This is a genomic window from Parafrankia sp. EAN1pec, assembly GCF_000018005.1.
Classification (GTDB): domain Bacteria; phylum Actinomycetota; class Actinomycetes; order Frankiales; family Frankiaceae; genus Parafrankia; species Parafrankia soli.
In genome coordinates, this window is the sequence record NC_009921.1 from 4,418,150 (window position 1) to 4,438,313 (window position 20,164).

The following is a 20,164-nucleotide window of genomic DNA, read 5'->3' on the forward strand; positions in this document are numbered from 1 at the left end:
CTGCGGCGTCGAGAGGAAGAGGCATGGCCAGACAACTCGCCTTCGTCACCGTGGCCGCCGCGTCGCTGGCCGCCTGCAGCGCGTCCAGAACACCGACCGGAGACTCCGTCGTTCATCGGTCTTCCTTAGCGCGGTGCCAGGAATTTGGCGGGTCATATCCTCCTCGCCCTCCGCGTGCCGCGCGCTTCCAATCGGTGGCGTAACGCGACGGGGATGACAAGCAATGTGTAGAGCACGGCTGGTTCTGTGCGATGAGAGCGGCGTCATAATTTCTGGGTGCTTGCCTAACGCACCGATCGGCCGGCACGAGCAGGGGGTTGAAGGGGCATGTCGGCAGAAGAGTGTGAAATGCTCCGGGGTCGTTCATGGTAAGCATGTCATTTCATGCACACGGCAAGGCGACGTCCGCATCCCGCAACGTCGCGCCGCCCCCACGGGACTCGTGGTGGCACAGATCGCGGATCGGCCGCCTGACCTCGACGGCCCTGTCCATCGCCGGCCAAGTGCTCCTCCTTGACCTGCTCTACATGCTCTATCGGATGGGCCGGCATCTGGCCGTCGGCCGGGAATCGCAGGCCCTGGCGAACGCCCGGGATGTTTGGAACCTCGAACGACTGCTGTATCTCCCCAACGAGTCCGCGATCCAACAGCTCGCACTGCACTCGACCCAACTCCTGGAGCTGGCGAACCGCGTCTACACCGGCGTCCACTTCCCGGCGTCGACCGCCTTCCTCGCCTGGGTCCTGGTACGACACCGCAACGCGTGGCCACGGGTGCGGACGGTCATCCTCGCCTCGACCGGGGTCGCCCTGGTCATCCACATCCTCTATCCGCTGGCACCACCCCGGTTCCTCCCGCAGACGCTGCCGGACGTGACCTTCGTGGACACCGGAACGGTCTTCGGCCCGTCCGCCTACACCGCGGGCGACACCGTAGCCAACCAGTACGCCGCCATGCCCAGCCTGCACGTCGGATGGTCGATCCTGGTCGCCTGGGGCGTGGTGACCATCCTGCGGTCACGGGCACGATGGCTGATCATCCTGCATCCACTGATCACCATCGCCGTTGTTGTGATCACGGCCAACCACTACTGGCTGGACGGCCTGATCGGCGGCGGTCTGGTCGTCACGGCGGTCCAGCTGACCCGGCCTGAGGTCCATGCCCGGATGCGGCTATGGCGCATCTCAGTCAGAGAGCAGCTACGTGGACGGGCCCACGACCTTGACCCGATAGCAGCCAGCACGCCCCCCTCGACAGACGACCTCGACGGGGCATGGCACAGCGACCTGTGGACGGCCGACGTCGGGACCCAACAGGACCGCAGCCCTGCGGCCAGTACGGCTGCTGCCGGTGCTGTTGATGCCGGTCGCGCTGCCAGCGATGCTACGACGGCATCAGCCGCCCAGCCGGCCCTGCCTCCGGCGCGTACCGGCAAGCCGCCGCCGGCGGTCCGCTCCTGAAAAACTGAAATCTGCGCTGGCATCTTGGACATCCAACGCCGGTCTCAAAGACTCCATCTGGCAAGGTCACACATCCGCGCGGGCCGTCAGGGGCGCCGGTGAGCGGGCTCGTGCTCGTCGTAGTGACGGCGGGCTACGTCGACCTTCGCCAGGTTCTGCGACCACTCGGCGAGCGAGTGGAACAACGGCGCCAGACTCCGGCCGGGCTCGCTGATCTGGCTCTGTTGCGTCCGGCCCCGCCGGCCGGATGCAACAGAGACATCAGCAGGAACCTCGACTCAGCAGGCTACGGTTTGCGGGCTATTCCGCCGTACATGTGTACGTGAGCATCGTCCACGGCAGCCGCTTGCTCGTCGGGATGCCAGTGGTTGACGAGCACTACTCCGGGGTCGAGCAGTTCCAGCCCGTGGAAGAAACGCTCGACCCCCGCTTGGCCGCGCGCGATCAGCGGAATGCCGTTGGCGTTGTACGCGGCCACCCCGACTCGAACCTCCTCTGGCGCGCTGTCGGCCGTGCAGGTGGACAGCGCCAGGATGCTGCCCGCCGGTAGCGGACGCATGATCCGATCGATGAGGTCCTTGACGACGGTGTCGTCGACGATGAAGTGCACGATCGCGATCAGGCTGACCGCGATCGGCTGGCTCAGATCGAGTGTCTCCCGCAGCTGGTCGGATTCCAGGATCGTCTCCGGGTCGCGGAAGTCGGCGTCGAGATACGCGGTCCGACCCTCGGGGGTGCTGGTGAGTAGCGCTCGGGCATGCACCAGGACGATGGGGTCGTTGTCGACGTAGAGAATCCGAGACTCCGGCGCGGCTTGCTGGGCGACCTCGTGCAGGTTCGGCGGGGTCGGCAGCCCTGTGCCGATGTCCAGGAATTGGCGGATGCCATGGTCGGCTGCAAGGACATGGGCCACCCTGGCCATGAAGTTCCGGTTGGCACGCATGGACTTGGGCAGGTTGGGCCAGTCCTGGGTGATCCCCACGGCCGCCACCCGGTCGGCCAGAAAATTGTCCTTACCACCAAGTATGTAATCGTAGACTCTCGCAGAGTGCGCGACGTCGGTGTTCAGGTCGACAGGCGGTGGCGCCCAGCCCGCCGGCACCACCGAACTGAACGTCCACTCGGCATCGTCACGATCAGTCACAACTCCCCTATTCCTGCCAGTGCCCATAAACGGACTAGACCGACTATTCACTCCAGACTCTCCCATCACCACCTCACAGCGGCATCAGACGGGAGTGCGTGTTGCGTTCGGAGGTGCCTGTGGGGTGCCAGAACTCGGCCATCGGTGTTGACCTGGCTTGGTCTGGTCGTTCTGGGCGCCTGGCCAGTCATGATCGGATGGTGCATCGACGTGCCGCCCGTCCACCGGTCTCGGTCTCGGAGTTCACGGCTTCCGGTTCCCACCCGAGGTGATCGTGCTGGCAGTCCGAAGGTTGATCATGCGCCTCCGCTCCGCCCAGACGATCAGCACCGGGCGCACTCTGTCCAGAACATCCGCCGCGGACACTACGAACTCGCTATCGAGACCGAACCCCGGCTCCGCCTATCGGCTGCCTTCACCGACTCGCTCTCGCTGTCTGATCACCGGGTCCGACCGGGGCCTGGCACGCCACGCCTTCCCCGAACGCAACAGCCCCGTCGGTCGTCAGGGACCTATTGGATGCGGGTCGGCTGTGCGTAGGCGAGGAGCGCGTCGCGGTCTGCCGGCAGGACGAATCCTGCTTTGATCGTGCTGTCCGCGGCGGTGGTGTATTTCTGCAGGTAGGCGTCACTGGACGGGTAGAGCGCCGCGAGCCGCTCGGCCGGCAGGGGTGTCGTGGAGCCGAACAGGCTGCAGGTCACGGAGGGGTTCGGGCCGGGGGTGCCCGACAGGACGTCGACCGGTACGTCTACAGGTGGGGTCCGCACACCGCCGCGGGCGATGTCGTCGGTGTCGCGGGCGATCTGCGGCGGGTCGTCCTGGGTGAGTTCGAGCCGGGGTGCGGCGGCGGGTGCTGTCCCGGTGACCACCCATTCGTCGAGGGCGTGCAATGCCGCCTTGACGACGATGTGCATGGGACCGTTGTTGATCGCCCCGCAGCCGAGTGCGTCGGCGAACGGCCCGACGGTGTGCGCGTCAGCGTGCGCTGTCCCGGCTATTTCCCAGAGACGGAACCGGTCGCTGTCGGGCTGGCGGGCACCGAGGGAGTTCAGCGGGGCTCTGAGGTCGCCCTCGGCTTGGATGTCGAGCACCGGTACGCCGGTATCGGTCCGGATGATCACAGGTGAGGTCGCCGTTTCGGAGCCGAGGCTGGCGGGCTCGCCTGGCGCGGCGAGCTGAAGGCCGCCGATGCCCCGGCTGTGGACGAGGAAGCCGTCGAACTCGCGGGTGAGGGGTTGCACTCCGTTGATGTAGGTGACGAGCGCGTACGCCGACTGGGACTGTCCTGCTGCGAGCACGTGCTGCGGCTTCAGCTCGCCCAGCGCCCCGCCGCCGGCACGTACCCCGCGCGCGGCTTGGGTGAAGATGTCGAAGGAGTACCCGTCGCCGGGTTGGTTGAGCGAGCCGTAACGTGCGGAGTCGGTATTGACCAATCCGCCCGCGGTGGCGTTACCGCCGCCGGTCGGGGTGAGCACGGGGCCGCCCATGACGCCGATGCGCTGCGCTGAGACACCGACCCACGCGTCGCCCTGCCGCATCAGCTCCTCGTGCGTGCTCGACCACACGACGTCGGAGTCGGTCCCGGAACTGACGTTGAGCCACTCCACGACGACAGTGCCGCTGAACTTGTCCGCGGCTGGTCGCCGTACGAGCACCCGGGTGGTGTACGGGGCGGTAGCGCCGGGTTGGAATGTCCAGCGCCCGTCGGCACCGAGCGCACCCTGCGGGTCGTACGACGTTGCCGTCCCCGACGCGGCGTACTCGGTCTCGACGTACCCGGTGCCGGCCAGGTCGACCTTCGTCGGGGAACCCAGGCCAACACCATTGCCGCCGCTGAGCTCGTGTAATTCGGCAGCCGGTCCCGCGGGTCGCGGCGGTGCTGTCGGAGTCGTCTCCGTCGCCGTGTTCGACGTCGGCCCCGACCCGTCGGAACATGCCGACCCGAATACGGCGACGGCTAGGAAACAGACGAACGCCGAGACATGCCTATCCGTTGAGAACTTGCGCTTTCTGGCCACATTCTCCAGCCCCAACCGTTTCCGTCGAATTTCATCTAGTCCCGCAATCAGCCAGCTGAGCTGAATCGCGGATCGGCCCGCTGATCACATCGGTGATCGGATCCTCGTCGTCGGCGGCGGAAGGCAGCTCGCAGTAGAGGACACGGCTGCCCGGGTCATCAAACGTGACCTCCGTCCGCTTGGAGGCGCTGGCTAGCGGTGACGACCGACATGAGGCGGAGCAGGCGGTCCGTGAACTCCTCGGGATCGAGGGGGTCATCACCGTCGATCAACCAGTCGTTGATGACCGCTGCCATCCCGCCCGAGAAAAACGCCGTCAGGTCCTCCGCCGTGTCCTGGTCCAGCTCACCGAACAACATCCGCACGACCGGCCGTTGGAATGTGCCGAGCACACCGTTCAGTGCCCTGGTCATGGCGAACGCGCACGAGCCGGTCAGCATCGCGCGGTAGAACGACCGGTGGTGGGCGAAGTGCCGCGCCGTCGCCAGTGCCCGCCGCCGCCCGGCCTCGGTGCCGCCCTCGAGCTGCGGAAAGAGTTCCCGCCTGACCAGGTCGATCGCGGCCTCCACCAGAAGCGACTCACGATCACCGAACTGTACGTAGATCACTTGCCGGCTCACGTCCGCCACCGCGGCGAGGTCGGTGACCGGGATGGCCGCCGTGCCGCGCTCGGACACCAGGCGCACCGCGGCGGAGAACAGAGCCGCGCGTGAGCGCTGCACCCTCCGGTCGAGGGAGCGGGGTACCTGCGGCGGCTCGGGGTGCACAAATCGATAATAGACATCCGTCCACAAAGCGACAAGTGTCAATTATCGCCGCCGTCAGGCAGCTTGACCGCGCCAGCTGTCCCACTGCACCTGTGGGGTCGCAGAAGTCGGCCTGGGCCTGTGACCTGGGGCGATGCGACGACGCAGGGCCGGCGGCATGATGGTCGGCTGTGCCCGTGCGCCTGCTCTTTGCCTCGCGGGTTTTCTCGTCGCCGCCGGGCACTATGTCCGTAAGGTCAGCCGCGCCGTTGTGGCTCGTTCGTATTCGTTGATCAGACCACAGAGGGACAGGTAGCCCGCTGTCCCGACCAAGCAATCATCCTCGTGACCAGCAGGAACACGACTTTGCGGTGACCCTGGGTGCAGAGGGGTCCGGCAGGCCGTGCGGTGTCATAGGCGCAGTGGTTGGGCGGTCGGGTCGGTCCAGTGCGCGGGGTCGTCCCAGTCGACGCCGGGTACGTCGATGAACAGTTCGATCTCGTTGCCGTCGGGGTCGAAGATGTACAGGCTGTGCGTGAGTCCGTGGTCGGTGGCGCCGCGGATGGGGACGCCGTTGGCTACCAGGGTCGCGAGAACCTCGCGCAGTTCGTCGTCGTCGTCGCCGACCTTCAGCCCGAAGTGATAAAGGCCGACGTGACGACCACGCTGCAGCGGGGCCGCGGACCGGCCGACCTCGAGGAGCAGCAGCTCGTGGTGGGTACGCCCGCCGACGTTGAACGCCATCCCGCGGTAGCGCAGGGGCTCGTCGCCGGAGTAGGCCGGGCGCCATCCGAGGATGTCGCGGTAGAAGTGGGCCGAACGGTCCAGGTCGCGCACGTACAGGACGATGTGTCCCAGTTCCTTGATCTGCACAGCCGTTCCTCTCGAGGTGGTCCCCGCCGGGGCCTTCTCCGAGCCGGTAGCGAGGCCCACGACCATGTAGCTGCGTCGGGTGCGGGTGCCACCGGACCCCGCGGCCGGTGTATGGCACGGTGCTTGTTGATGTGGTCGTCCACCAGGTCGTGGACCTGGTGGACGACCGGGAATAGCAGACGTTCTTTCCCCGGGACGAACAAGGGTGTCAGTCTGCGTGGGGTTATCCGCGGATCAGTAGGACAATCAGGGCGGTGAGCACTGCCAGGACCAGGGCGGCGACGCCGTGGACAAGCCGGTGGGAGCGCAGGACGGGCAGGAAGCGGTCTGCCGCGTAGGCACCGGCGCCGCTCAGGGCGACAGCGGCACCGGCGACGGCGAGGAACAGCTCGTACTCGATTCCCTGTGGAGCGAAGAAGCCACCGTCCCATTTCACCGCCACCGCGTTGATCATCGTTCCGAGGATCGCGGCGGCGGCCAGTGGAGTGAGTACACCGAAGACGAGACCGAGTCCGCCGAGGGTCTCACTGAGTCCCGCAATGACCGCCATAGCCTTGCCCGCGGGATAGCCGGACATGCCGAAGAACTGGCCGGTGCCGTCGAGACCGCCACCACCGAACCAACCGAACAGCTTCTGGCTGCCATGCGCCGTCATGGTCAGCCCGAGCCCGAGACGTAGGAGCAGCAGCCCGATGTCAGTGCCACGCGAAGCCGCTGCGGTGTCGCCCACGCCAGAGAACCTGAGGGTGGCCAAGGGTCCCGGCACGGCCTTGGTGTTGGTCGAAGAAGGCACCCGTCTTATCTCCTGTCTCTGCCGTACATGTTGGTCGCCTACGGTTCGGTGTGTCTCCGCGGGTGTTCCCGTCAGTGGTTATGGGGCGCGTCCTGTCAGTCGCCGATCTCGACGACGATCTTTCCGCGGGCGGCACCGCTGGCGAGAGTGGCCAGCCCGTCGGTGGCCTTCTCGAGGGGCAGGACGGTGGTGATGTCGACCTTCAGGGTGCCGGCGGCAGCCAGGGCGGCAAGCTCCGCGATGAGCTCGCGGACGGGGGCGGCCATGACGCTGGTGCCGGTCAGGCCGGCGGCGGCGAGGGCCTCTTCGTCGGCGGCGCCCAGGGTGCTGGCGACCTTGCCGCCCTTGCGGACCACGTCCAGAGGCGCACTGTCAGGGGTGTAGGCGACGAGGTCGATCAGGGCGTCGACACCGTCGGGGTAGGCGGCGCGCACCTGTTCGGCGACCGGGCCGGCGGTGTAATCGACGACGGTGGTCGCGCCCAGCGCGGTCAGCCGGCCGGCGTCGGCGGCGGTGCCGGTGGCCACGACGGTGACGTCGCGTGCCGCGAGCAGCTGGACGGCGTACGAACCCACGCCGCCGCCGGCCCCGACGACGAGAACAGTCTGACCCGGCTCAGGCTCGACGGCGTCGACGGCCGTCTTGGCGGCGGCTGCGGCGAGGGGGAGTGCCGCGGCGGTGGTGAAGTCGAGGCCGGCGGGCTTGCGGGTGACGGCGGCAGCGGGCAGCAGTGCGTACTCGGCGAGGGTGCCGGCCTGAATCGGTGGGACCAGCAGCATGTGGCCGATCACCTCGTCGCCGACGGCGACGTGGTCGACGCCGGCTCCGACGGCCTCGACGACGCCGGCGGCGTCACGACCGAGGACCAGCGGGTATAGGTGCGGCAGCATCTCGGCCATCATTCCGGCGGCCAGGGCGTTGTCGATGGCGTTGAGACCGGCTGCCTTCACACGGACCAGCACGGTGCCCTCGACGGGCCCGGGGACAGGCAGGTCAGACAGCCGGGGCTGCTCGCCCGCGGCCGGGACATTCAGTGCGCGCATGTGTGCTCCCTAGGGGATCGGGATCGATGGCGACCCCGGTGGGTGGGTGAGCGTCGCGGCCAAACTCGCAGCCTCGGACACCCAGTCTGTGAGTTGAAGCTTCAATTGCAACCTAGGTGTGATCACTTGACCTGTCAAGTGGTCAACGGTCTTGGCTTGGTTGATACTTCAAGCTAGGCTGAGGGCGTGGACGCGCAGCAGCCGCGCTGGCTGACCGACGAGGAGATGCAGACCTGGCTGGCCCTGGTCAGCGTGCTGATCAGGCTTCCGGCGGCGCTCGACGACCAGCTCCAGCGTGACGCCGGGCTCAGCCACTTCGAGTACCAGGTGCTGGTGGGGCTGTCCGGGGCGCCCGAGCGCACCCTGCGGATGAGCACCCTGGCCGTATTCGCCAACGGATCGCTCTCCCGGCTCTCCCACGTGGTCGGGCGGATGGAGAAGGCGGGCTGGGTGCGCCGCACACCGGATCCCACCGATGGCCGCTACACCCTGGCAATCCTCACGGATGCGGGCTGGGAGAAAATCGTCGCGACCGCCCCCGGGCACGTCGACGCGGTCCGCGCCCTGGTCTTCGATCCCCTCACCCGCGCGCAGCAGCGGCAGCTGGGCGACATCGGGCGCCGCATCGTCCGCGCCGTCGACCCCGACGGCAGCCACCTCGACAGGCTCACCGGCTGACGGTCCTCTACCGCCACATCACCCAGGGCTGCGTCGAGGGCGACCGCCCGCCGTTGTCCCCGCGTCGGCTGACTCGGCTGCTGCTCACCGATCCCGCCCATCTCAAGGAATCCCGCCGCGGCCTGCCCGACGAGCTCACCGCCGCCTGCCGCGGACACACCGCACTAGTTGGCGTCCGCACCTCCGGGTGGGGTGCGGGCCGGCAGGACGCGGCCGATCCCGAAGGTGATCAGCGCGGTGCAGAGGGTGATCGCGAGATCGGTTGGTGTCGACGGGGTCGTCAGGTGCGCCGCCGACAGCACGAGAACCAGGAAAAGCCCCGCCGCCGTGCCCGCCGGGACGAGACGTAGCCCACGCCGCCATGGTGCCGGTGCGGGAGCGTTCCGCCGCGCCGCGAGCAGGGCCGCCGCGAGCAGCAGGCCCGCGAGTGTGAACATGCCCAGGATGAACAGGCCGTAGGTGGAGAACAGCGAGCCGCGGACGTCGGCGTGCCCGTTCGCGGCGGCCACCGTGGCGAGATCGGTGTCACGGATCTCCACCCTGACCGGCAGCGAGCCGCTGGCCCGCCGGGCGAGGTCGCGCAGGTCGAGATCGACCGTCCAGGTCGCCGCGCCGCGGGCCGGGACGGTCGTGCGCACCCGGGTGTCGTAGTCGAAGAAGGTCAGGCCGAGCACCGTTCCACTCAGCCGCACCGAGTCGACCTCGAGCGCCGACCGGCCGAGGTTCTCCAGGCCGACGACGAGGCGCGTCGCGGCCGACGCGTCGAGGATGACGTCACCATCGAGGGGGCGGCCGTCGATGGTGACGGACAGCCGTGTCGTATTGTCGTTCTCCGCCCAGGCGGTGGGTACGAAGAATACCCCGAGCCATGTCATGCAGATAACAAGGGCGGCGAGGAGACGGCATTTTGGTGCCGTTGCCGGCCCGCGCGATCCGGAAATCACATCTCCCCTTCCGGCCGGTAGCTCACCGAATCGGATGTTACGCTGGCCAGGATGTCGGCGGCCCTTCACCGCAATCGTATTGGGTGGGGGCGGGCGCCGTTCGGGTGGCGCACTTCGGGGGCCGCGCCGCCGTCGAATTCCACCATTGGGTGGTACCGGCGATCACCAGCCCGCGTGTCGGGCGGGATCGCGGCCGGTTTTCACAACGCTGGAAAACTATTCCGGGGGTGGGTGGATGGTGAGCGGGCGACGCGCCGCTGGAATGCGCGGGAAACCGTGGGTTCTCCGTGTTCTCCTGCTCGCGTTCACCGCTCTGTTCTGCGGCGTCATCGGTGCTGTTCCGCCCGCCGGGGGCGCGACCGTGCCGGCCTCGGCGCTCGACACCGTCGCGCCGGCGGTCACGTCCTCGTCCGAAGCGCCGGCTGTGTCGCCGTCCGAACAGCCGGCACCACCGCCACCGCCTGCCCCTGCGCCCGCGCCCGCGCCGTCCGCGGAGCCGGTGCCGCCGCCGGCGGGTTCCGGAGCGGCGCCGCCGGCCGGCGCTACCGAGCCGAACTCCGGCGATCAGGACGCGCCCGCGGGCACGACCGCACCCGGCGGGGCCGGGTCGGGAGGCGACAGCCCGACGACCGCGCCAGGCACTCCGACCACCTCGCCCTCGTGCGCGGCTGGGGGAGCGGCACCGCGCCGGCGCGGCTGCCCGCCGGCCACCCCCGGTGAGACAGCCGATCCCGGGGAGACCCCCACCCCTGGCGGGGCCGCAGGCCCCACGTCGAGCCCGTCCTGCGGGGCCGGCCGGGGTACCGGCTCGACGGCGGCACCGGGCGGGAACTGCGGCGGCACCGTCGTCTGCCCGAGCCTCGGCCGCCCGTTCGACGCGCTGCCCCTGCCCGGCTGCCCGCCGGGCGACCACCCGACCGGCGGCCCGTCCGACGGCGGAGGCGACTCCGGAAACGGAGGCGGCGGCGGAACGAGCGGCGGCAGCGGCGGCAGCGGCGGGGCCCCGGTCGTGCGCTGTGACGACGGCTCGTGGGCCCGGACGGCCGGCGACTGCCCGATCCGGCGCGTCCAGTGCCCGAACACCCCGGTCAGCGTGGCCGTGGGGGAGCCGTGCCCGAAGCCGGCGTCGGCCCGGCCCGTGCCCGTCGCCTGCTGGGACGGCTCCACCGCGCCCAGCACCGCCGCCTGCCCACCCGGCCGCACGTTCTGCCCGGGCGGCGTCACCGTCCCGCTCGGGAGCAGGTGCGCCGAGCCGGCCGAGTCGGCGAAGTGCCCGCCGGGCACGGCGCGCGTCCTCGGCGCCTGCACCCCGATCGCCCGGCCGGGTTCGCCGCCACCGCCGCCCGGCGTCCCCGTAGCGCGTGAGCCCGAACCCGGGGAGCTGCGCTTCGACCGGTATGTGCTGGCCGCCGGCGACCTCCTCTACGCGCAGGGCGCCGGCTGCACCCCGGGCGCGGAGACGACCCTGACCGCCGGCGGCGAGCTCGTCGGCCGTACCGTCGCCGACCAGGACGGCCGTTTCGAGACCGTGGTGCGCTTCGCGAGCTTCCGTCCCGGCCACCGGCAGGTCGCCGCGGACTGCGGCGTCCACCTCGCCTCCGACGTCGACATGATGCTGGTCTCCGCGGACACGAGTGCCTCCGTCCCGTCGGTGGCGCTGCCGTTCCTGCTCGCGTTCGGGTCCCTCGCCGTCCACCGCCAGACGGCCCCCCTGCGCGGCCGTCGCCCCCGGCGGCGGCAGCCGTAGCGGGTGACGGTGAGCTCGTCCAGCCTCGGTGGATCCGATGGGTTCGACGGCGCCGATCCGGTGCGGGTCGGGCCGTACCGGCTGCTGCGCCGGCTCGGCGCGGGCGGCATGGGCACCGTCTACCTCGGGCTGAACGGTTCCGGGCGGCAGGTGGCCGTCAAGCTCGTCCGACCCGACCTGGCGCGGGTCGCCGAGTTCCGCGAGCGGCTGAAGCGGGAGGCGGACAGCGCCCGGCGGGTCGCCCGGTTCTGCACCGCGGCGGTGCTCGACGTGAACGTCACCGCCGACGTGCCCTACCTGGTCACCGAGTTCGTGGACGGCCCGACGCTGGCCGAGGTGGTGCGCGAGCGCGGGCCGCTGCACCCCGCCGAGCTGCACCAGCTCGCCGCCAGCATGACCACCGCGCTGATGGCGATCCACCGCGCCGGCATCGTCCACCGCGACCTCAAGCCCAGCAACATCGTGCTCTCCCGGCTCGGCCCGAAGGTCATCGACTTCGGGATCGCCCGCGCGCTCGACACAGCGTCCGTCCTGAGCGGGGAGCACCCCGTCGGCACCCCCGCGCTGATGGCCCCCGAGCAGGCCCGTGGCGACACGATCACCTCCGCGGCGGACGTCTTCGCCTGGGGCGGGGTGCTCGTGTACGCCGCCACCGGCCGCTACCCGTTCGGCACCGGCCCGGCCGCCGCGCTGCTCTACCGCACGGTCAACGACACCCCCACGCTCGACGGCTTCGAGGACTCCCTGCGTCCGCTGGTCGAGGAGGCGATGCGCAAGGCCCCGGCCGATCGGCCCACCGCCGAGCAGCTCTACGCCCGGCTGCTCGACATGCGCGTGGACGAGGCCGAACTACCCCTGGGACCCCCGCTCGCCGAGGTCGCCGCGCTCGTCCAGCCGGTCGCGCCCGGAACGCCTGGGACCCCTGGGACGCTCGGGAATCCGCCGACGCCGACGCCGTCGTCATCGTCATCGTCATCGGTGGAGACGCAGGCCGTCCCGCCGACCCCGGTTACCGTTCTGTCCCCGCACGGCTCGCCGGCGCCGGCGCCGTCCACGGCCGGTCGCGCCGGAACGGATCGTCGCGCCGGAACGGTCGGGCGGGCCAAAGCGCACGGGCGGAGCCAGGGCAGGCGGAGCCGACGTGGGTGGCGCGGGATCGCCCTGCTCGCGGCGATCCTCGCCGCGGTCATCGCGACGGTCGTGCTCGTCGTGGTCGACAACCGTGGCGCGCCCAGCCCGACCGGTGTGCCCGAGCAGGTCGCGGCCAGGGCGCTGCGGCTGCAGTTCCAGGACCGTCCACTCGCCCGCCGGCTCGCGCTCGCGGCCTACCACGCCGCGCCGGAGTCGGCGTCCACCCGCAACGCGGTGATCGGCCTGTTCGCGGCCGACGTCGACCCGGTGGTGGCCCCGCTGGGCAGCCGCGTCCTGAGCGCCGCTCTGCGTCCCGACGGCCGGCTGCTCGCCGCTGGGACGGAGGCCGGGACCATCGAGCTCTGGGATCTCACCGACCTCGCCCATCCCGTCCACGCCGGCACCATTTCCGGGGTCGGTGACTGGGTCTACTCGGTGGCCTTCAACCCGGGCGGGAACCTGCTCGCGGCCGGTGTCGGCGACGGAGCCGTCCGGCTGTGGAACGTCACCGACCCCGCCCGCGCCGGCGCGCTCGCCACCATCGCGTTCCACCGCGACCGGGTGCGCTCCGTCGCGTTCGCCCCGGACGGCGGCACCCTCGCCTCCGGCGGCGACGACGGCCAGGTCGGCCTGTGGGCGGTGACCGACCCGTCCCATCCGCAGCGGCGGTCGGCGACCGACGGCGCCGTCGCCGGGATCCGGTCGCTCGCGTTCTCCCCGCGCGGCGGCCTGCTGGCCCTCGCCGGCAACGACGGCTCCGTCCGGCTGTGGAACGTCGCCGATCCGGCGCGGCCCGCCACCAGCTCCACCCTGCGTGGCACCGGCCGCACGGTGCAGTCCGTCGCCTTCTCCGCCGACAGCTCGACCCTCGCCGCCGGCGGCATCGACGGCTCCGTGCACACCTGGCGGGTCGACGGCCCGGGATCGGTCGTCGACCTCGGCTCCACCCCCGGCGGTGTCGGCGGGGTGACCAGCGTCGGCTTCAGCCCGGAGGGCGCCATCCTGGTCTCGGCCAGCGAGGACGAGACCGTCCGGCTCACCGACATCTCCGCCCCGGCGGACCCCGTCCTGCTCACCGACCTGCGCGGGCACACGAAGGCGGTGAGCGCGGCGATGTTCGTCCCCGGTGGGCGGACCGTCGTGTCGGCCAGCGGCGACGGCTCCGTCCGGCTGTGGACGGTCGACCCCGCGGCGCTCACCCGCAACGCCTGCGCCGACCCGTCAAACCAGATCGGCTCCAAGGACTGGTACGCCAACTTCCCGAACACGCCCTACGCCCCACCCTGCCCCTGAGGCGTGCCGGCGGGTGTCGGAGCCGGCCCCCGGAGACGGCTGTAGCGTCCGCCAGGGGCTACATGGGCTACATGGGCGCGGGATCGGGTGCGGGCCACACGGCCGGATCACCCGGGGATGGAGAGATCATGGCGACGTCCGGGCGGATCACCACACCGTTCACGGCCGAGTCGACCGCGGCCGAGGTCGTGGCCGGCATCGATCTCGGTGGCCGCCGCGTCGTGGTGACCGGCGCGTCGTCCGGCATCGGGGTCGAGACGGCCCGGGCGCTGGCCGGGGCGGGCGCCGAGGTCACCCTTGCCGTCCGCGATGTCGAGGCGGGCCGGTGGACCGCCGACGACATCGTCGCCGCCATGGGCAACAAGGAGATCCACGTGGCGCCGTTGGATCTCGCCGACCGGGCGTCGGTCGCCGCGTTCGTCGCCGGCTGGGACGGCCCGCTGCACATCCTGGTGAACAACGCCGGTGTGATGGCCACGCCCGAGCTGCGCACGCCGGAGGGCTGGGAGCTGCAGTTCGCGACCAACCACCTCGGTCATTTCGCGGTGGCCTCCGGCCTGCGCGGCGCGCTGGCGGCGGCCGGGGGCGCGCGGGTGGTGTCGGTCAGCTCGAGCGGGCACCTGCGGTCGCCGGTGGTCTTCTCCGACATCCACTTCCGTGAGCGCGCCTACGAGCCGTGGGCGGCGTACGGCCAGTCCAAGACCGCGAACGTGCTGTTCGCGGTCGAGGCGACCAGGCGCTGGGCCGACGACGGCATCACCGTGAACGCGCTGATGCCGGGGGCGATCGCCACCAGGCTGCAGCGCCACATCAGCACCGAGGATCTCGACCGGCTCCGTGGCCAGATCAACGCCCCGGCTCTGGTCTGGAAATCCGTCGAGCAGGGCGCCGCGACCTCGGTGCTGCTCGCGACCTCGCCGCTGCTGGACGGGATCGGCGGCCGGTACTTCGAGGACTGCAACGAGGCGCTCCCGAATACTCCGGGTGTCCGGGGCGGTGTGGCCGCCTACGCCCTCGACCCCGAGGCCGCGGCCCGGCTCTGGGACGTCACCGTCGACACGCTCACCTGAGCACCCCGGCGGCCGTGGGTGGCCGTAGGTGGCGGCGCCAGAGAGTCTACTTCTGGTCGCTTTCCGTAGCCATCCGGGTATCCCTGCCCGGCTCGGGGCAAGAGGAGGGGGATGGGTCGCTGCCCGGCGACGGCGCTGGCCGCGGCCCGCCTGAAGGCGGTGAACGTGATGGTCGACGCGTCCGCGCCGCCAGTCGATCAACCGCGGACGGTACCGCGCCAGGCGGCGGCCGGCAGCGGCTACTTCTGGCCGGCGGTGGTGATCAGCGTGCTGCTGGTCGTCGGATCGGCGGTCGTCGCGGTCGCCCTGCCGGCCCGGCCGGCACTTCTCACCGTCCGCCTGATCATGATCTTCTGTCTGCTGCTGGGCGGCGGGACCTGCGTCGTGACGGGCCTGCGCCGGCGCGGCGCGGAACGCGCGTGGCGGCTGCTGGTCGCGGGGATGGTGCTGGGTATCGGCGCCGGCGCGGCGGAGATGTTCCCGGCCATGGCCAGCCGCGGGCCACCGGTCCCGCGGCAGGACGCGTCCTCGCTCGCCTACCTGATCCCGCAGGCGTTCGGGCTGGCCGGAGTGCTGTGCTACCCGACCGACCCGTTCGACCTGTCACTGCGGCCGCCGGGGCGGGGCCGCGACCGCCGCTGGTACGTGATCACGATCATGGACGGTCTGATCGTGGCCGGCGCGGTGACGCTGCTGGCCTGGATCGCCATCCTCGAGGACGCGATCGCGGCGCGGGGGCCGCTGGGTGACGGGCCCATCTACTCGATCGTCCTGTCCGCCAACACCCTGATCATCGCCGTGGTGGTGATCCTGGTCGCGGTGTTCCGCCAGCCGCGCTCCGGCGGTGGCCTGAGCCTGCTGATCATGGGGCTGCTCACCGTCACGGCCTCGATCGCCAGTTACATGGCGGTGGTCGTCCGTGGTGGGACGGATGTCCCGCGGCTGCTGGACCTGCTGCTGATCGCCGGGCCGCTGCTGGTCGGGCTGGCGGCGCTGGCGCCGGAGACGTCCCGGCCGTGGCGCGCCGCCGTGGACGGGAGCGGTGACACGTTCGTCCCCTCGCGGCGCCGGCGGTGGCACGCCATGTTGCCGTACCTGCCGCTGGCCGCGGCCGGCGTCGCGACGCTGCTCGAGCTCTCCGGGGAGGACCTCGCCCAGCAGGAGGAGATCTGGGCGCTGCTCGCCCTGCTGCTGATCGCGCTGCTCCGGCAGATGACCACGATGAGCGACAACATCCGCCTGCTCGGCCAGGTGGAGGAGAAGCAGCACCAGCTGCGCTACCAGGCGTTCCACGACCCGCTCACCGGGCTCGGGAACCGCGCCCTGTTCACCGAACGGCTCGACTCGGCGCTGCGCCGCCGTGGCCCGGGCACCGGACGTCTAGCGGTGCTCTTCTGCGACCTGGACGGATTCAAGCGGGTCAACGACGAGTTCGGGCACGCCGCCGGCGACGACCTGCTGCGGGTGACCGCCCGTCGGCTGGCCGGGTGCGTGCGGCCGGCGGACACGGTCGCCCGGCTCGGCGGGGACGAGTTCGCGATCCTGCTGGACGCCGACGCCGAGGATCCCGGATCAGTGGGGCGGCGGCTCGCCGCCGCGGTGCGGGCGCCGGTCCGGCTCGCCGACACCACGTTCACCGTCGCGGCCAGCACCGGCCTCGTCGTCGTCGACCCGGCCGCCGGGCCCGTCACCGCGGACGCCCTGCTGCACCGCGCCGACCTGGCCATGTACGCGGCGAAAGCCCAGGGGGACGGGCGGCAGACGGTCTACACCCCCGATCTCGCCGTGCCGCGCTCGGGCTCCGCGCTGCGGGCCGCGCTTGACGCCGCGGCCCGCGGTGAGCCCGCCGACGGCCGGCTCGCCGTGATCTACCGGCCCATCATCGACCTCACCACCGCCACCCCGGTAGCCCACGAGGCGCGCCTCGCCTGGGTACACCCCGACCTCGGCGCCACCCGGCTGCTCCCCGCCGACGACGCCCTCGGCCTGGTGCCGGCCCTGGACCGGATCCTGCTGCGCGCTGCCTGCCGTGCGGACGGGTCGGGCCGTCCGCTGCCCGTGCACGTCACGATCTCCGCCCGCCGGGCCGGCCAGCCGACCCTCGTCGACGACGTCGCCGCCGCGCTGCGGGCGGCGGACCTGCCGCCCGCCGGCCTCGTCCTCCAGATCCGCCCCACTCCGCGCGCCGCCGGCCCGGCCGACTTCGGTGACGTAGTCAGCCGCGTCCGCGCCAGCGGGGTCCGGATCGGGCTCGCCGAGATCGGGGCACCGGACACCCTGATCGACGCCGCCATCGGCATTCTTGGCAGTGCCCCGGTGGACATCATCACCGTCCATTCCGACCTCACCGCGACCTGGACGGCTCCCGGCCGCGATGATCCGGCCGCGGCCCTCGCCCGCACCGGCCTCGCGACCCTGATCGGTCTCGGCATCACCGTGGTCGCTGACGGGGTGGATGGCCCGGCCACCGCGGCCCGCCTGCGGGAACGCGGCTGCCGGCTGGCCTTCGGTGATCCCTGCGGTCGTGCCCTCCTGCCAAACCCGCTCCCGCATGCCGACGCAGCCGATCATGCCGACCCCCGTCATGCCGACCGGTGCCGATCGCCGTGACGGCCAGCACTCGTCGTGGCCCGCCGCCCCGGCCGGTGATCGGCCCGGGAAATCGCATCAAGCGTGCTGGAGGAGGACAGAATGTCGCATCGTTCCGATCCTGTGCTGGAGCCCGATCCTGTGCTGGACGCCCCCTTCGGGGCCGAGCCGGAGCCGGACGTGCTCATCCAGGCGGCCATGCGCTGGCATTTCTCGCCGGAGACGGGATCGCCGTTCTGGCTGCGGACGGCGGAGGCCTTCGATTTCGACCCGCGCCGCGACGTGCGCACGTTCGCCGATCTCGTGCGCTTCCCCAACGTGGTGAACCAGCTCCGCGACGTCCGGGTACGGGATCTCATCCCGCGCGGCTACGGGCCCTACCCGGACGTGGTCGGCGTCTACGAGAGCGGTGGGACGACCGGGGCGCCCAAGCGGGTGGTCATCCTGGAGGACTGGATGCGGCGCCTGGTGGCGAACTCGCAGGACCTCAGCGACCGGCGCGGTGTCCCCAACGGCGTCGGCTGGCTGTCCGTGGCGCCGAGCGGCCCGCACGTGTTCGGCGAGTTCGTCGGCCGGCAGGCACGGCAGCGCGGCTCGGTCCGTTTCACCGTCGACCTCGATCCGCGCTGGGTCCGCAAGGTGCTCGCGGACGGCCGTCCCGAGGAGGCCGAACGCTACGCCGAGCACGTGATAGACCAGGCCGGGCACATCCTCGAGACCCAGGACATCGGGGTGCTCGTGATGACGCCGCCGCTGCTGGAACGGCTCGCGCGCCGCGACGACCTCGTGAAACTCGTCAACGAACACGTGCGGGTGATCACCTGGGGCGGCGCGCACATGGACGCCGACACCCGGTCGATCCTCCGGGACGAGGTCTTCCCCGAGATCCAGATCTACGGCGTGTACGGCAGCACGATGGTGCTCGGCGCGGCGCACGAGCGGCTCGGCCTGACCGCCGACGACCCGTGCGTCTTCGACCCGTACTCGCCGTACATCTCGTTCGAGGTCGTCGACCCGCAGACCCGCCGTCCGGTCGAGTACGGCGAGCGCGGCCAGGTGATCATGCACCACATCAGCAAGAACGCCCTGCTGCCCAACAACCTCGAACGCGACATGGCGACCCGGATCGAACCGCTGCCAGGGCAGATGGGGGACTCGGTCGCCGACGTCGGCCCGGTGGCGGTCTTCGGCGACGAGCCGCTCATCGAGGGGGTCTACTGATGGCTGACCTGATCGATCTCGACGCGCTCGGCCCCGCCGGCCCGTACCGGGCCCGCAACCGGGAGACGATCCCCGACGTCACCGGGCGGCCCGTCGCCGAGCTGAGCCTGGTACCGAGCCTGTTCGTGCGGCGCGGGATGGCCGCCCTGCACCGGGCCGACACGCTGACCGCCGACCGCCGCGCGGCCGCGCTCGCCCACGCCGGCCAGATCTTCGCCACCGGGGTCATCGACGGGATGTCCCGCGACGAGTACGAGCACACGGTCACCAGGGTGTGCGGCCTGCCGATCTCCGTCGTGCGGGCCGCGACCGACGCGGTCGCGCTCGCCGCCCAGGAGGCGTACACCTCGGCCGACGCCGCCCGGCCGGCCGCGGCCGTCGACGACTGGCACGACCCGCTGACCAGGCAGGGGCGGGCGCTGTGGACCCGGCGCGGGAACGTCTTCGCGGTGCACGCGGCGGGCAACCATCCCGCGGTGCACTCGCTGTGGCTGGAGGCGCTCGCGCTCGGCTACCGGGTGGCCGTCCGGCCGTCGCGGCGCGAGCCGTTCACCCCGCACCGGCTGATCCTCGCCCTGCGCGAGGCCGGCTTCCCCGACGACTCGGTGCTGCTGCTGCCCACCGACCACCGGGTCGCCGACGAGATCATCGACGGTGCGGAGCTGGCGATGGCCTACGGCGGGGACGACGTCGTCGCCAGGTACGGCCGGGACCCGCGGGTGCTCACGCAGGGCCCGGGCCGGACCAAGATCCTGCTCGACGACCCGGACTGGCGCTCCCACCTGGACGTCGTCGTCGACTCCGTCAGCCACGAGGGCGGGGCCGCCTGCGTCAACACCACCGCCGTGTTCGTCGCCGGCGACCCGGCGCCGGTCGCCGCGGCCCTCGTCGAGCGGCTGGCGGCCATTCCGACACTGCCGCCGGAGGACGAGAAGGCCGTCCTGCCGGTGCAGGGCGCCGCGGCCGCCCACGCCGTCGAGCGTTACCTGCTCGACCACGCCGGCGACGCGCGGGTGCTGCTGGGCGGCGACGGCGTGGCCGACGAGCTGGGCGACGGCAGCGCCGCCCTGCGCCCGGCGGTGCTCCAGCTGGACCGGCCGGACGCGCCCCAGGCCGGCATCGAGCTGCCTTTCCCCTGCGTGTGGGTGGCGCCGTGGTCCCGTGAGGACGGTGTCGGGCCGGTGCGGGGCTCCCTCGTCCTCACCGCGATCACCGCGGACGACGCGCTCCTGGACGAGCTGGTCGCGGAGCCGACGATCAGCAACGTCTACATCGGCGACCACCCGACCTACTGGATCCGGCCGGGCATCCCGCATGACCGCTATCTCGGCGAGTTCCTCATGCGGACGAAGGCCATGATCCGGGACTGAGTCGGGGGCGCCGGCGTGGCCCGCAGGGCCGGCGCGGTCGGCGG

General features: G+C 71.4%; 15 protein-coding genes and 2 pseudogenes. 9 read left to right on the forward strand and 8 right to left on the reverse strand.

The window, feature by feature from the left end:
• Positions 1 to 365: 365 nt before the first annotated feature.
• Positions 366 to 1,460 (forward strand): phosphatase PAP2 family protein, encoded by a 1,095-nt coding sequence (locus FRANEAN1_RS18060; RefSeq protein ID WP_020461263.1) that lies wholly within the window; start codon positions 366 to 368, stop codon positions 1,458 to 1,460.
• 86 nt (positions 1,461 to 1,546) lie between these two features.
• Here the strand turns inward: FRANEAN1_RS18060 and FRANEAN1_RS43605 are convergent.
• A pseudogene (locus FRANEAN1_RS43605) lies at positions 1,547 to 1,684 on the reverse strand (transcriptional regulator); the annotation flags it as partial.
• Positions 1,685 to 1,746: 62 nt separating this feature from the next.
• The gene (locus tag FRANEAN1_RS18065; protein ID WP_041256111.1) at positions 1,747 to 2,565 is read right to left on the reverse strand and encodes an SAM-dependent methyltransferase; all 819 of its coding nucleotides are present in this window, start codon (positions 2,563 to 2,565) and stop codon (positions 1,747 to 1,749) included.
• Positions 2,566 to 2,893: 328 nt separating this feature from the next.
• Between FRANEAN1_RS18065 and FRANEAN1_RS43610 the strand changes: the two are divergent.
• Positions 2,894 to 3,144 (forward strand): annotated as a pseudogene (locus FRANEAN1_RS43610) (hypothetical protein); the annotation flags it as partial.
• Here FRANEAN1_RS43610 and FRANEAN1_RS18070 read toward each other — a convergent pair.
• The 5 genes from FRANEAN1_RS18070 to FRANEAN1_RS18090 form a co-directional block, all read right to left on the reverse strand.
• The gene (locus tag FRANEAN1_RS18070) at positions 3,117 to 4,622 is read right to left on the reverse strand and encodes an alpha/beta hydrolase domain-containing protein (protein ID WP_020461266.1); all 1,506 of its coding nucleotides are present in this window, start codon (positions 4,620 to 4,622) and stop codon (positions 3,117 to 3,119) included. The pseudogene FRANEAN1_RS43610 and the gene FRANEAN1_RS18070 overlap by 28 nt on opposite strands.
• Positions 4,623 to 4,780: 158 nt before the next feature.
• Positions 4,781 to 5,389: a TetR/AcrR family transcriptional regulator gene (locus FRANEAN1_RS18075; RefSeq protein WP_020461267.1), complete on the reverse strand. Its 609-nt coding sequence runs from the start codon at positions 5,387 to 5,389 to the stop codon at positions 4,781 to 4,783.
• 390 nt (positions 5,390 to 5,779) lie between these two features.
• A complete protein-coding gene (locus tag FRANEAN1_RS18080; protein WP_020461268.1) occupies positions 5,780 to 6,241 on the reverse strand; it encodes a VOC family protein in 462 nt (153 codons plus the stop codon).
• A 223-nt stretch (positions 6,242 to 6,464) separates the two neighbouring features.
• On the reverse strand, positions 6,465 to 6,971 hold the full coding sequence (locus tag FRANEAN1_RS18085; RefSeq protein ID WP_020461269.1) for a DoxX family protein: 507 nt from the start codon (positions 6,969 to 6,971) through the stop codon (positions 6,465 to 6,467).
• Positions 6,972 to 7,129: 158 nt separating this feature from the next.
• A complete protein-coding gene (locus FRANEAN1_RS18090) occupies positions 7,130 to 8,077 on the reverse strand; it encodes an NADP-dependent oxidoreductase (protein WP_020461270.1) in 948 nt (315 codons plus the stop codon).
• Between the two features lie 186 nt (positions 8,078 to 8,263).
• Here FRANEAN1_RS18090 and FRANEAN1_RS18095 point away from each other — a divergent pair, with 186 nt between their 5' ends.
• Complete coding sequence (locus tag FRANEAN1_RS18095; protein ID WP_020461271.1) at positions 8,264 to 8,755, forward strand: MarR family transcriptional regulator; 492 nt, start codon at positions 8,264 to 8,266, stop codon at positions 8,753 to 8,755.
• A 164-nt stretch (positions 8,756 to 8,919) separates the two neighbouring features.
• Here the strand turns inward: FRANEAN1_RS18095 and FRANEAN1_RS18100 are convergent, their stop codons facing one another.
• Positions 8,920 to 9,630, reverse strand: a complete 711-nt coding sequence (locus FRANEAN1_RS18100) for a hypothetical protein (RefSeq protein ID WP_041254333.1) — start codon at positions 9,628 to 9,630, stop codon at positions 8,920 to 8,922.
• Positions 9,631 to 9,934: 304 nt separating this feature from the next.
• On the opposite strand from FRANEAN1_RS18100, the gene FRANEAN1_RS43615 reads away from it, so the two are divergent.
• From FRANEAN1_RS43615 to FRANEAN1_RS18130, 6 genes are all read left to right on the forward strand, one after another.
• Complete coding sequence (locus tag FRANEAN1_RS43615) at positions 9,935 to 11,446, forward strand: hypothetical protein (RefSeq protein ID WP_020461273.1); 1,512 nt, start codon at positions 9,935 to 9,937, stop codon at positions 11,444 to 11,446.
• Positions 11,447 to 11,455: 9 nt separating this feature from the next.
• Positions 11,456 to 13,870: a serine/threonine-protein kinase gene (locus FRANEAN1_RS18110; RefSeq protein ID WP_347177190.1), complete on the forward strand. Its 2,415-nt coding sequence runs from the start codon at positions 11,456 to 11,458 to the stop codon at positions 13,868 to 13,870.
• Positions 13,871 to 13,998: 128 nt separating this feature from the next.
• Positions 13,999 to 14,940: an SDR family NAD(P)-dependent oxidoreductase gene (locus FRANEAN1_RS18115; RefSeq protein ID WP_020461275.1), complete on the forward strand. Its 942-nt coding sequence runs from the start codon at positions 13,999 to 14,001 to the stop codon at positions 14,938 to 14,940.
• A gap of 111 nt (positions 14,941 to 15,051) precedes the next feature.
• Entirely contained in the window at positions 15,052 to 17,550 is a 2,499-nt protein-coding gene (locus tag FRANEAN1_RS18120; protein ID WP_020461276.1) for a diguanylate cyclase, read from the forward strand.
• Positions 17,551 to 17,631: 81 nt separating this feature from the next.
• Positions 17,632 to 18,750 (forward strand): AMP-binding protein, encoded by a 1,119-nt coding sequence (locus tag FRANEAN1_RS18125; RefSeq protein ID WP_020461277.1) that lies wholly within the window; start codon positions 17,632 to 17,634, stop codon positions 18,748 to 18,750.
• Positions 18,750 to 20,120: an aldehyde dehydrogenase family protein gene (locus tag FRANEAN1_RS18130; protein WP_020461278.1), complete on the forward strand. Its 1,371-nt coding sequence runs from the start codon at positions 18,750 to 18,752 to the stop codon at positions 20,118 to 20,120. Before FRANEAN1_RS18125 ends, FRANEAN1_RS18130 begins: the two co-directional genes overlap by 1 nt.
• Positions 20,121 to 20,164: the final 44 nt, after the last annotated feature.

Bases quoted from the DNA above. Each gene is read 5' to 3' on its own strand.
- FRANEAN1_RS18115 (WP_020461275.1), top strand. From the start codon at position 13,999: ATGGCGACGTCCGGGCGGATCACCACACCGTTCACGGCCGAGTCGACC.
- FRANEAN1_RS43615 (WP_020461273.1), top strand. From the start codon at position 9,935: ATGGTGAGCGGGCGACGCGCCGCTGGAATGCGCGGGAAACCGTGGGTT.
- FRANEAN1_RS18060 (WP_020461263.1), top strand. From the start codon at position 366: ATGGTAAGCATGTCATTTCATGCACACGGCAAGGCGACGTCCGCATCC.
- FRANEAN1_RS18120 (WP_020461276.1), top strand. From the start codon at position 15,052: ATGGGTCGCTGCCCGGCGACGGCGCTGGCCGCGGCCCGCCTGAAGGCG.
- FRANEAN1_RS18125 (WP_020461277.1), top strand. From the start codon at position 17,632: ATGTCGCATCGTTCCGATCCTGTGCTGGAGCCCGATCCTGTGCTGGAC.
- FRANEAN1_RS18100 (WP_041254333.1), bottom strand. From the start codon at position 9,630: ATGACATGGCTCGGGGTATTCTTCGTACCCACCGCCTGGGCGGAGAAC.
- FRANEAN1_RS18090 (WP_020461270.1), bottom strand. From the start codon at position 8,077: ATGCGCGCACTGAATGTCCCGGCCGCGGGCGAGCAGCCCCGGCTGTCT.
- FRANEAN1_RS18130 (WP_020461278.1), top strand. From the start codon at position 18,750: ATGGCTGACCTGATCGATCTCGACGCGCTCGGCCCCGCCGGCCCGTAC.